12 protein-coding genes are annotated in these 11,943 nt (G+C 46.5%); 1 reads left to right on the top strand and 11 read right to left on the bottom strand.

Annotated elements, in window-relative coordinates:
• On the bottom strand, nt 1-756 hold a 756-nt coding region (mtnP, locus tag DSBG_RS20350), incomplete at its 3' end, for an S-methyl-5'-thioadenosine phosphorylase (RefSeq protein ID WP_083237001.1).
• Entirely contained in the window at nt 756-1,691 is a 936-nt protein-coding gene (gene ftsY, locus DSBG_RS20345) for a signal recognition particle-docking protein FtsY (protein ID WP_068966678.1), read from the bottom strand. The genes ftsY and mtnP, both read right to left, overlap by 1 nt.
• A 66-nt stretch (nt 1,692-1,757) precedes the next feature.
• Here ftsY and DSBG_RS23320 point away from each other — a divergent pair, with 66 nt between their 5' ends.
• Complete coding sequence (locus DSBG_RS23320; RefSeq protein ID WP_207647272.1) at nt 1,758-2,039, top strand: hypothetical protein; 282 nt, start codon at nt 1,758-1,760, stop codon at nt 2,037-2,039.
• A 15-nt stretch (nt 2,040-2,054) separates the two neighbouring features.
• On the opposite strand, the gene smc is transcribed toward DSBG_RS23320, so the two are convergent.
• The 9 genes from smc to DSBG_RS22145 all read right to left on the bottom strand — a co-directional run bounded on the left by smc (nt 2,055) and on the right by DSBG_RS22145 (nt 11,930).
• Nucleotides 2,055-5,636 carry a chromosome segregation protein SMC gene (gene smc, locus DSBG_RS20340; RefSeq protein WP_068966676.1) on the bottom strand — a complete coding sequence of 1,194 codons (3,582 nt, stop codon included), beginning with the start codon at nt 5,634-5,636 and terminating at the stop codon, nt 2,055-2,057.
• Entirely contained in the window at nt 5,629-6,414 is a 786-nt protein-coding gene (gene rnc, locus DSBG_RS20335) for a ribonuclease III (protein ID WP_068966674.1), read from the bottom strand. The genes smc and rnc overlap by 8 nt, the downstream gene beginning before the upstream one ends.
• A 20-nt stretch (nt 6,415-6,434) precedes the next feature.
• Nucleotides 6,435-7,676, bottom strand: coding sequence for a beta-ketoacyl-ACP synthase II (gene fabF, locus DSBG_RS20330; RefSeq protein ID WP_083237000.1), 1,242 nt, complete (start codon nt 7,674-7,676; stop codon nt 6,435-6,437).
• Entirely contained in the window at nt 7,670-8,629 is a 960-nt protein-coding gene (locus DSBG_RS20325; RefSeq protein ID WP_068966672.1) for an NAD(P)H-dependent flavin oxidoreductase, read from the bottom strand. Before DSBG_RS20325 ends, fabF begins: the two co-directional genes overlap by 7 nt.
• A gap of 269 nt (nt 8,630-8,898) precedes the next feature.
• A complete protein-coding gene (gene acpP / locus DSBG_RS20320) occupies nt 8,899-9,126 on the bottom strand; it encodes an acyl carrier protein (RefSeq protein WP_009620329.1) in 228 nt (75 codons plus the stop codon).
• Between the two features lie 35 nt (nt 9,127-9,161).
• Nucleotides 9,162-9,905, bottom strand: coding sequence for a 3-oxoacyl-[acyl-carrier-protein] reductase (fabG, locus tag DSBG_RS20315; RefSeq protein WP_068966670.1), 744 nt, complete (start codon nt 9,903-9,905; stop codon nt 9,162-9,164).
• Between the two features lies 1 nt (nt 9,906).
• On the bottom strand, nt 9,907-10,845 hold the full coding sequence (gene fabD / locus DSBG_RS20310) for an ACP S-malonyltransferase (RefSeq protein ID WP_068966668.1): 939 nt from the start codon (nt 10,843-10,845) through the stop codon (nt 9,907-9,909).
• Between the two features lie 3 nt (nt 10,846-10,848).
• Nucleotides 10,849-11,805, bottom strand: a complete 957-nt coding sequence (fabK, locus tag DSBG_RS20305) for an enoyl-[acyl-carrier-protein] reductase FabK (RefSeq protein ID WP_068966682.1) — start codon at nt 11,803-11,805, stop codon at nt 10,849-10,851.
• A gap of 8 nt (nt 11,806-11,813) precedes the next feature.
• Nucleotides 11,814-11,930: a 3-oxoacyl-[acyl-carrier-protein] synthase III C-terminal domain-containing protein gene (locus tag DSBG_RS22145; RefSeq protein ID WP_491005796.1), complete on the bottom strand. Its 117-nt coding sequence runs from the start codon at nt 11,928-11,930 to the stop codon at nt 11,814-11,816.
• Nucleotides 11,931-11,943: the final 13 nt, after the last annotated feature.

The raw sequence follows: 11,943 nt of genomic DNA, 5'->3' as shown, positions 1-11,943 counted from the left end.
CGAGGCACATAGACAATTCTGATCGGGAGACCATAACTCTACGGTCGCTTGAATGAGTTGGGCGACCTTTGCTCCCAGTTCCTTCATACTCTCCATTACTTCGGAATGGGTTAACGGATGTGTAGCAATCCCAGCCGCTTCATTCGTAACCATTGCAATAGAGGCATAACATATTCCAAGTTCTCTCGCTAAAACGACTTCTGGAACGCTCGTCATACCAACAAGATCAGCCCCAAGACGCTGAAACATCCGAATTTCAGCAGGGGTTTCAAAACGCGGACCTTCTGTACAAATATAACATGCCCCATTCTTAACCTGAAGCCCTAGATGCTCTGACGCTTCAATGATCACCTGCCGCACAGCGGAACAATAAGGCTCAGTCATGTCCACATGAAGTACGCCCTTTTGCCCTCCTTCGTAGAACGTCTGAGGACGGCTTTTGGTAAAATCAAGAAACTGGTCAAGAAGCACCAACTCACCTAACCGAAAATCTGGAGATAAAGAACCTACAGCCGCTGTAGCAATGATCTTTCGCACTCCTAGTTCATGTAACGCCCATATATTAGCCCTGTAATTCACGAGGTGCGGAGGTGTAGCATGATCACGTCCATGTCGACTCAAGAAAACCATTTCACGATTAGCGAGTCGACCGACAATGGATTCAACCAATCCATAAGGGGTTTCCACCTTGATGACACGCTGTTCGGTCAACTTAAAATGCTCTACTCCGGTTCCCCCAATAAGTGCATAGTGTATCAGAATTCCCCCTCCTCGCCCGGTTGGCCAAAGAGTGCTGCTGCAAAATCCTTTGGCACAAAAGGACGCAAGTCTTCCATGCCTTCACCAATTCCAATCCATTTCACAGGAATCTGGGTTTCTCCTTGAATTCCCAAAACAACCCCCCCTTTAGCCGTCCCATCCAGTTTAGTTAAAACAATTCCGGTAACTCCGGCCACTTCATGAAAAAGCTTGGCTTGTTGCAGGGCATTCTGTCCTGTAGTGGCATCCAATACAAGTAACACTTCATGAGGCGCCTCCGGGATTTCCCGTTCAATTACACGCTTAACCTTGCGTAATTCCTCCATCAAATTCACCTTATTGTGAAGACGACCAGCGGTATCTACAATAACAACATCAACATTTCGGGACTTTGCAGCTTGTACTGCATCATAGGCGACAGCTGCCGGATCTGAGCCTTCGCGATGCTTAATAACCTCAACCCCGGAGCGTTCTCCCCAAACCTCCAGTTGATCAATGGCCGCTGCCCGAAAGGTATCCCCTGCAGCCATAATAACTCTTTTTCCATCTTTTTTAAACTGGTTCGCAAGTTTGCCAATCGTGGTTGTTTTGCCAACTCCATTAACCCCAACTACAAGAATAACACTTGGACCTTGCTTGGCAAAGGAAATTGTTTCTTCCTCCCCCAATAACTCTGCAATCAATTCTTGTAGAACCTCAGTAAGTTCACTAGAATCTGAAAGTTTACGCTGTTTAACTTCTTTGCGCAACCGTTCAACCAATTCGAAGGATGTATTGACACCGACGTCAGACCGAATCAACACTTCTTCTAATTCTTCATATAATTCTTCATCAATCTTCTTGCGTCCAGTAAAAACCTGTTCTATCTTCTCTACAAAATTTTCCCGTGTTTTTGTAAGACCTTCTTTAAGCTTCGCGAAAAATCCTGCCATATTGTTCCTTCCCTCCTAATCGTGGTTCGAAATCCGAGATTCGAATACCCAAGCCCAGGACTCAGTGTGACTCGAGTGCAACGTCTTTATGTAAGCAGAATTAGCAAACTCCGTGAAAGCGACCGACCCCAAATACGGGACAGTGCACAAGGTCCCTTCTCGCCATCCTGCAAGAAGGCTAATTCGTGCGAAGACAGTGTCTTCGGGTCGTCGGATGGCGCTTTTGGCACGATAGTCTCCAGTGGAGATTATCGCCGTAGGCGGTTCTTTAAAAGAATACTATCGCCGAAGGATGAACCCCGCTCCCCACAGCAGGAGCTTGAACGGTTAGTTTGCTCTGCGTCGTAAGCACCAAGCGCTGTGTTATGCAAGTCTCTCATCAAGCTGGACAGAAAGCAATTTAGAAACCCCGGATTCTTCCATCGTAATGCCGTATAATACATCGGCTGATTCCATGGTTCCTTTGCGGTGAGAAATAACAACAAATTGGACAGCATTCGATAAAAGGTGTATATATTGGGCAAATCGCTGGACGTTAGAATCGTCCAACGAAGCTTCAATCTCATCTAAGATACAAAACGGACTTGGTTTAACTCGCAGGAGAGCGAACAAAATTGCAATTGCAGTTAAAGCTCGTTCTCCCCCAGACAAAAGGGAAAGAAGCTGTGGTTTTTTACCGGGTGGCTGAGCAATAATCTCGACCCCTGTTTCCAGTAAGTGATCAGGGTCTACCAAATGGAGTTCAGCATTTCCGCCATGAAAGAGTTCTTTAAAAACCTCTTGAAAAGCTGCATTCACCGCATGAAAACTTTCTGCAAATCGTTCAGTCATAGTCTTATCTAGTTCGGAAATCAGTTGACGCAAGGTATGATTAGCCTCAACCAAATCACTCTGTTGAGCCAACATAAACTCCTGCCTTGCCTGCATTTTTGGGTATTCTTCAATAGCTGCTTGGTTAATTGGGCCTAACGCTTCAATTTGATGTTTTAGTTCTTGGAGCCTCCGCTCTAAGACTGCCCTTTCTTCCTCGGTCTGATAAGGCATCGCCTCTTCCCAAGTAAGAGAAAATTCCTCTGCCAATCGAGTTAACCCTACTTCGCATTCGGTTTCCCAACGCACAACTCTGATTTCGTTGGCATGAAGACGTTGTTCAAGCGCATGCGCTCCCTGACGCTTCGACTGTATCTCTTGTTCCTGTTCAAGGACACGGGCCCCTAGACCCTCCCGCTCGAGTCTAGATTGCATTAAAGCATATTGCTGTGCCTCTTGGGCAAGTGAATGTTCCTCCAGTTGTTGGTTCAACACCTCTTGCTCTTTTTCTAGCACTTGACGGTTTTCTTGAAGGTTAGTCCTATTTTGTTTCTTATGTCCTAGATTCGATTCATTTTCTCGGTAGACCCGATGTTCTTGGTCAAGTTGCTCCATACATTGCGTTAATTCTTGCTCCCACTTGGCTAAGCGAACCTTCTCTTGAGTTAACTGCTCCACGTACGATTCGATCTCTCCTGCCGCAAATTTGGCTTCTTGCTCTCTCTGGTTGAACTCCTCACGTAAATCGTGCGCTATTTTTTCCGCAGTTTCCAAACGATCCGTCAAACTCCTTAAACCCTGAACTAACTCGTCTTTCTGGACGATAATTCCCTCTTGTCGAAGACCTAACCCAGCTAAATCGCTCTCTAATCGCTGGAGTTGCCTCAGCACGTTCTCGTGCACCGCCCCAAGCATGATCTGCTGTTCCTTATCTGCCCGTTGCTTTAAGGCTAAATGCTCTAAACTCTCCTGTATTTCACGCTGACGCGTCTCAAGTTCCAATAATCCCCTTTGTTCCACCTCTAAGTCTTTTTCCATTTGTCTTAAGGACGCTCGCAGGGTCTCAATTTCTCGGGAGCGAGCCAGCAGATTTCCGCCCTTGCGTTGACTACTCCCTCCACTGAGAGATCCCCCCGGATGGACTTGGTCCCCCTCCAAAGTTACAATACGCAGTTTATATCCGGATGTTCGCGCGATCCGAGTCGCAGCGTCCATATCTGTGACCACCACAATACGCCCGAGGAGAAATTCAATCGCCGTTCGATATAACTTGTCATGCGTTACAAGATCAACAGCGATCCCAATATATCCAGGGTCCCTCTCCACTGCCCTGCTTACTGACATCCGATTCCCTTGAATAACATCGAGGGGAAGGAAAGTTACTCGCCCCAATTGATGGGACTTCAAATAAGCAATCGCGGTTTTAGCTGCCTGTTCATTTTCAGCCACAACATTTTGCATCCCTGCTCCAAGAGCTGTTTCCAAGGCCGTTTCATATTTTTCATGCACTGTAATCAGATCAGCAACCGTCCCACAGAGGCTTAAGCATTCCGTTCTTCCTTTTTTCTTAGCGAGCATCAGCTCACGCACCCCACGTTGATACCCTTCAAAGGAATCTTCTAAAGATTGCAAAGCCTGTGTCCGTGCTCTAGCTTGATTGATAAGAGTTTTATGTTTTTGCAGTTCGAGATTTTTCTCTTGCTGAAGCCCTTTTAGATTATCCCGTTCTACCCTCAGTCTTAAACTTTCATTTTCTAAAATTCGAGCTTGCGTTTCCATCTGAACCAGTTCTTTTTCCTGAGCTTCATAAGCTTCATTCAACAATTGCAGCTCATGCTTTTTGATCACTTTCTCTTGCTCACATTGAAGGACTTGTTGTTCTAGTGAAGCAAGAGTATGACGAGTTCCAGTCAACTCATTGGACCAATTGGCTTGCTCAGTCAAGGCTTGAAAGAGGTCAGCCTTTATTCTATCTATATCTTCAGCTAAGTTATTCTCTCGAACAACATTAAGTTGTTGCTCTTGATCTGTAACCTTGCGCTGAGATTCTTCAACCGTATACGTTAAAACCGCTCGCTTGGCAGCAAGAGTTTTAATCCTTTCGTGTAAATGATTAAGTTTGTCCTCATCCTCAAGAATCTCTTGGTTCAGCCTCATGGTTTGCTCATCAAAATATCGGAAACGTTCAGTACGAATACTAAGGTCATGTTTTAAGGCATTGAAAGCTTGCTCAGCTTGAAAAACCTCACCCTGCTTCCGCTGTATCTCTTCATCTAACTTTTTTAGTTCAAATTTATCTTCAATATTCCGACTTTCTTTGAGCCCCAAAACTGCTTGAGCTTCTACCACACTGGTTTGCAGGGTTTCCGATTCTTGTGCAGCTTTTGACAATTTTTGCTTTACTTCCGTAATGTCTAGAACAACCCACTGGATTTCTAGGCGTTTTTGCTCAAGCGTGAGAGCAAGGCTTTGTTCGGCCACTTGGGCTTGGGCAGCCAGAGGAGTCAGTTGCCCCTCAATTTCCCGCACTATATCTTCGAGACGTTGCAAATTAAGTATCGTAGCATCAAGACGCTTCAAGGCTTCGCGCTTTCTGATACGATACTTGGTTATCCCAGCCGCCTCTTCAATTAATGATCGACGTTCTTCCGATTTCAGGTTTAAGATTTCCTCAACCCGCCCCTGCCCAATGATCGAAAATCCTTCTTTTCCAGATCCTGTGTCCATAAATAGTTCCTGAATATCTTTAAGCCGGCAGGCAGCTTTGTTAATTAAATACTGCCCTTCGCCGTCACGGTAGACTCGCCGTGTAATAGTGACTTCCCGAAAGTCTAACGGGAAAATCCCTGTTGAGTTATCAAAAATAAGGGAAACTTCTGCCATACCAACAGGGCGCCGATGTGCGCTCCCCGCAAAAATTACATCTTCCATCTTTGCTCCGCGCAGACTCTTAGCACTTTGTTCCCCCAGAACCCAGCGAACCGCATCAGCGACATTGCTTTTTCCGCTCCCGTTCGGCCCAACAATTACGCTTAAACCATGACCCAATTCTAACTTGACACGATCAGCGAACGACTTAAATCCCTGAATATGAATTCCCTTCAAGAAAGCTGGGAAATTCTCAGGTTTAGCCATCGTTCTCCCTCCCCCAGACTTCTAACACCTGTTGAGCGGCATGTTGCTCGGCTTCTTTCTTGGTACGGCCCACACCTTTTCCCATTAAATTACCTTGGAGGAAAACACCCGCCGTGAAGCATTTATTGTGATCAGGTCCTTCTTCCGCCAGAATTTGATAATTTACGTCTTTTTCTTCCCTTTGTGCTTTTTCCTGTAATACGGTTTTATAGTCACCGTAATTCCCTTCGGCAACTTCGTTGATAGACGGTTTGAGCAACTCTAAAATAACCCTCCGGGCCTCTTGTAATCCGTATTGCAAGTAGATTGCTCCTACCACCGCTTCCCAGGCATCAGCTAAGATAGAGGGTCGTTCACGTCCACCGGATACCTGCTCCCCTTTACCTAATAAAAGCTCTTGGCCCAGCTCTATTTCATGAGCTTTGTGAGCCAAAGTCGTTTCATTCACGACAGCAGCCCGCATTTTTGTGAGCTCACCTTCTGGCCGATCCGGATAACTTAAATATAGATATTCCGCAATCACAAAGTCCAAAATCGCATCGCCTAAAAACTCAAGACGTTGGTTATTTTCTTTGCCGAACTGCGGATTTTCAAATACATACGAAGGATGAGTCAAGGCTGTACTGAACAAGCGATTCGGCAGGGTCTGCAGTCCCAATCGCTTTGCTAACTTTAGTCCTGGTTCCTGTTTCAGAGAGGTCACGACATATTTTTTTCGTCCTGACCTTCCCTCCGTCTTCATGTGATTCGTAGTCGCGTTACGGCTCTTTTCGACCATTTATTTAGATCTCCTTACCTTTAGGCAAATTTTTTTAAGACGATGGTTGCATTATGCCCGCCAAAACCAAAGGTATTAGACATTACCACATTAAGCTCTTGTTTTCGGGCACTATTAGGAACATAGTCCAGATCACATTCTGGATCTGGCTCTCCATAGTTTATCGTCGGCGGGATCGCGCCCCGCTCGATAGCGATAGCACAAATAATGGCCTCAATCGCACCGGCAGCTCCGGTTAGGTGTCCAGTCATTGATTTGGTCGAACTAATCGCCAGTTTGGCTGCATAACTTTCAAATACGGTTTTAATGGCAGCCGTTTCCGTTGCATCATTAGGCCCAGTGCCTGTTCCATGAGCATTAATATAGTCAACATCTTCTGCACTTACTTTTGCATCCTCTAAAGCAAGCCGCATAGCACGAGCTGCTCCAGCGCCACCAGGAACCGGAGTCGTAATATGATAGGCATCTGATGAGCTGCCATAGCCGGCCAGTTCAGCATAAATACGCGCGCCACGTGCCTTGGCGTGCTCTAACGATTCTAAGATCAAAACTCCTGCTCCTTCACCCATGACAAAACCGCTACGTCGTTTATCAAAGGGGCGGCATGCTTGTTCTGGATTGTCTTTTTCCGTAGACATCGCCTTCATGGCACAAAAACCAGCAAACGCTAACTTTGTAATCGGGGCCTCAGTTCCTCCACAAAACACAACATCAGCCTCTCCACGTTGGATCATTCGCAACGCTTCTCCGATCGCATTGGTTGCTGAAGCACAAGCCGTGGCAACGGTCATACTAGATCCTTGTAAACCGAACTCTATCGATAAATGTCCAGCCGCCATGTTGCTAATCAGCATAGGAACAAAAAATGGGCTAATCCGACCACTTCCCTTATTCATGAGCACCTCTTTTTGTTCTTCGAACGTTATCACACCACCAATCCCGCAGCCCATAACAGCCCCAGCCCGTTCTTTATTCACTTTTTCTAAGTCCAGCCCAGAATCTGACAAGGCCATCTTTGCTGCTGCAATGGCAAACTGAGCAAAACGGTCCATGTGGCGACTTTCTTTTTTATTGATCCACTCAGTTGGTTCAAAATCTTTAACCTCTGCCGCAACCTTAGTTGGCAACTCTTCAGTATCAAAACGAGTTAACAGTCCGATTCCGGACTTCCCTTCGATTAAGTTGTTCCAAAATTCATCCAGGTGATTTCCGACGGGAGAGACAACACCCATTCCCGTTATAACTGCACGGTGTTTCAACACTCTTCCTCCTTAAAGTTGAGTATACCCTTTTTGATATCCTCAAAGATCTTATGCACCGATAAAACTTCTTTAATTTTATGAACATTAGCCCCAGAAAATATAAGGCCCTCCCGTACATCACCCTCTTGGGCCATAACTAAGCGACTGATAATGCAGAAATTCCCCTCACACTGCTTAAGGCAACCCCTACATTTCGTCGGCTTGACATCGACCTTTTCATCGAGTAATTGGGTAAAGGGATTCTTTATTCCCCGGGCCGGCATTCCGACAGGACTATGAATGGACACGATGTCTTCTTCAGTAGCTTTTAGCATTTCTTCTTTCCAAGCTAGAGCTGCGCTGCTCTCTTCGCTTAGCGCAAAGCGAGTTCCCATTTGCACCCCATCAGCGCCGAGTTTCAGTGTCTTGGCGACGTCCTGTCCATCAATAAAGCCACCCGCACCTATAACAGGAATACTGACCGCTGCTATTACTTCTGGGAGGATATCGTGTATCGATCGATCCGTACCCAAATGCCCGCCAGCCTCAACTCCCTCCACAATCACTGCAGCGGCCCCCAACTTTTCGGATAGTTTAGCAAGTTTAGCAGAGGAGACAATCGGCACGACCGGAATGCCCTTTTCCTTGCCCCAAGTGAACATATCTCTAGAAAAACCAGCTCCGGAAACCAAAAGATCAATCTTCTCGTCAAACGCGGCGTGAACCAACTGAGCGAACTCACGGACAGCGAACATAATATTCACCCCAATAATCCCTTTTGTACGCCGACGTGCTTCACGAATTTCTGTAATCAGTTCCTCCACAGACAAACCACTACCTGCAATTATTCCGATTCCGCCCTCTTCAGCAACAGCCGCTGCGAGAGGGGCCATGGATATCCTTACGGCCATTCCTCCTTGTATAACAGGAATTTTAGCCACTAAATTGCCAATACGAAGTTCGGGTATTTTCACAATGTTTCCTCCCTGTCAGGTTCTACCTGAACTATAGTCAGGTATGCGTAGCAAAACTTTTAAACATCTATCTCAACTCTCCCCCAGAATCGTTGTTCGTTGTTCGATGTTCGTAGTTTGAATAACGAATATACCCATGGATAAATTTACCAGATCCGACTGAAATTCAAAACTTCAACTGGAGCAAGTTTCATTACAAACAAGTATTCAGGAGAAAGATTGTCTTCCTAAAAGAAAGCCCCGCATCAGAGTACGGGACCTTTTCTTGGTTATTTGTTATCCTGGATGTAGCTCACTGCATTTCCAACTGTCCGGATCTTTTCGGCTTCCTCGTCCGGAATATCCAAGTCGAATGCCTCTTCAAGAGCCATAATCAATTCAACGATATCCAAAGAATCCGCATTTAGCTCTTCAAAGGAGGTCTCTGGGGTAACATTGGCTTCATCTACCCCAAGTTGTTCGACGACGATGGCTTTTACTTTATCGAAAACTCCCATGCTGCTTCTTCACCTCCTCTCACAGATCAGATTGGTTATATTTCCATACCTCCATCGACACAGAAGGTTTGACCTGTTATGTAAGATGCCTCTGGGGACACAAGGAAACGAACCGCTTTGGCAACATCTTCAGGCTTTCCTAGGCGACCAAGCGGGATTCCGCGTAAGACTTCACTTTGGACCCCTTCTGGTAAGGTTTCCGTCATATCTGTAATAATATACCCAGGAGCAACCACATTGACACGAATTCCGCGGGGTGCCAGCTCCTTGGCAATAGACTTTGAAAATCCGATAACCCCAGCTTTAGCTGCCGCATAATTGGCTTGTCCTGCGTTTCCGGAAAGACCCACTACAGAGGAAATATTAACAATAACACCTGACCGTTGTTTGAGCATTCCTTTGCTTACCGCTTTGGTACAGAGAAAAACTCCTTTGAGATTTGTAGCTAAAACCGCATCCCAATCTGCTTCTTTCATGCGGAGCAGTAAAGAGTCTCGTGTAATCCCGGCATTGTTGACTAGAATATTAATCTTCCCGTAATGGTCTAAGGTAGTTTTAATTAACCGATCAACATCATCTGCTTGACTAACATCCGCTTGAACGGCCAGACTTTCTCCACCAGCTTTACGGATCAACTCGACCGTTTCCTCTGCTTTGTCCGAACGTCCTGCATAATTAACAACAACTTTCGCACCCGCAACTGCTAATTCCAGAGCAATGGCACGCCCGATCCCACGCCCACTCCCCGTAACAATCGCAACGCTATCATTCAGCATCATTTTAACGACTCTCCTTTAAATATGCAAGTGACTTTTTTAAAGACGCCATATCCTCGACGCGGAGAAGATTAACACCTGGGGCTATTTTTTTAATTAAACCAGTTAGGACTTTGCCGGGCCCGCACTCTACAAAGGTATCGACCCCTACGTCCAACAGATAACGAACCGATTGCTCCCATCGAACAGCACCGCTAACTTGCTCAATTAACGTGTTCACAGTACGCTCAGGCGAAATTACTTCTCTGGCGTCAATGTTCGCAATCACAGGGCAACGAGGAGTATTCCAAGACACACTCTCAAAAACCGGCTGTAGATCTGCACCGACTTTGTCCATAAGGCGGGAATGAAATGGCCCGCTCACTACGAGCGGTATTGCTCGTTTCGCCCCCAACTCTTTCGCCCTCTCTATAGCAAAAGCAAGCGCCTTAGGTTCTCCAGAAATAACCACCTGTCCTGGGCAATTATAATTTGCTGGAGCAACCACGCCTAACTCTGCAGCGCTAAGGCAGGCTTCTTCCACCTGCTCAGCCAAAAGCCCCAAGATCGCAGCCATACCACCTCCGCCAGCCGGAACAGCATCTTGCATGATTTCTCCACGTTTCCTAACGACACGTAAGGCCTCAGCCAAGGTTAGACTACCCGCAGCTACATGGGCAGAATACTCGCCGAGGCTGTGCCCGGCAACATAATCCGGCTCAATGCCAGCCTCACGCAGGAGCAACCCAGCCACTGCACTTACTAGTAATATTGCTGGTTGGGTGTTAGCGGTCTGTTGAAGTTCTTCTTCCGGTCCTTCCTCTAGTACAGTGATGAATTTATTTCCTAAAATCTCCAGCGCAGTCTCCCGCGCGTCGATTCCGCTAGGAGACTGAAATAGTTCCTTTCCCATTCCGACATACTGAGATCCTTGTCCTGGAAAAACAAAGGCCAGCTTACCCAAAATTTAGGCCCCCCTCTCCCCAAACCGTGCAGACAGACGCTCATATTCTTGTTCTGCAGATTGAATAATATCCCGAATAATATAGGCTGCAGGCTCAACGCGTTTAACCGCCCCAGCAATTTGACCAGCCATAATTGAACCGTTCTCAACATCTCCGTCTACCATAGCTAATTGTAATCTTCCGACACCCAACTTACCGATCTCTTCAGGTGCCATCCCTTGTCGTTCATATTCGTCAATTTCACGGGTAAAGTGATTATCCAAACAACGAACTGGATGACCAGTTGAACGGCCTGTAATTACAGTAGCACGGTCTTTAGCTTGAATAATTTTAGCTTTAATAAGAGGCGAGATTGTACACTCTTCTGCGCACATAAAACGTGTCCCCATCTGCACCCCTTCAGCGCCAAGGGCTAAGGCCGCTATGAGGCCTCGACCATCCACGACCCCTCCGGCAGCAATGACTGGGATTTTAACTGCGTCGACCACTTGAGGAACTAAGGGGAAGGTTCCTATCTCGCCAATATGTCCACCAGACTCCATTCCTTCGGCAATTAATGCATCTACCCCGGCCTTTTCCAACCGCTTGGCCAACGCAACAGAGGCTACCACAGGAATCACCTTGGTACCAATTTCTTTAAGCATGGGCACATACTTACCGGGATTCCCTGCCCCTGTCGTAATCACCGGAACACGTTCTTCGATAATAACCTGCATTACTTCATCCACAAATGGAGACATCAGCATAACATTAACTCCAAATGGCTTATTGGTAACTGCTTTCACTTTATGAATTTCTTGCCGCAACCAGTCGGCTGGGGCATGTCCCGCACCAATGATACCTAGACCGCCACCTTCCGAGACTGCGGCAGCTAATTCTCCGGTTGCAACCCATGCCATTCCGCCTTGGAAAATCGGATAATCAATCCCGATCAGTTCGCAAATTTTCGTTCTTATCATTGTTTTAATCATTCTTTTAACCCTACTTTCGTCCATTTCAACACACAAGCTCCCCAAGTCAGCCCTGTACCAAATCCAACCATAACGATGATATCCCCCTCGGCAAGGCGTCCCTCTTTAATCACTTCATCAAGGGCC

It is taken from the genome of Desulfosporosinus cupriresistens, assembly GCF_001707885.1.
Classification (GTDB): Bacteria; Bacillota; Desulfitobacteriia; order Desulfitobacteriales; family Desulfitobacteriaceae; genus Desulfosporosinus.
The sequence above is the reverse complement of the archived record's forward strand: the minus strand, read 5'-3'. Positions and strand labels throughout refer to the sequence as shown.

Excerpts from the sequence above, each read along its gene's own strand:
- acpP (WP_009620329.1), bottom strand. The coding sequence starts at position 9,126 with ATGGGAGTTTTCGATAAAGTAAAAGCCATCGTCGTCGAACAACTTGGG.
- rnc (WP_068966674.1), bottom strand. The coding sequence starts at position 6,414 with ATGGTCGAAAAGAGCCGTAACGCGACTACGAATCACATGAAGACGGAG.
- smc (WP_068966676.1), bottom strand. The coding sequence starts at position 5,636 with ATGGCTAAACCTGAGAATTTCCCAGCTTTCTTGAAGGGAATTCATATT.
- ftsY (WP_068966678.1), bottom strand. The coding sequence starts at position 1,691 with ATGGCAGGATTTTTCGCGAAGCTTAAAGAAGGTCTTACAAAAACACGG.
- fabK (WP_068966682.1), bottom strand. The coding sequence starts at position 11,805 with ATGATAAGAACGAAAATTTGCGAACTGATCGGGATTGATTATCCGATT.
- fabG (WP_068966670.1), bottom strand. The coding sequence starts at position 9,905 with ATGATGCTGAATGATAGCGTTGCGATTGTTACGGGGAGTGGGCGTGGG.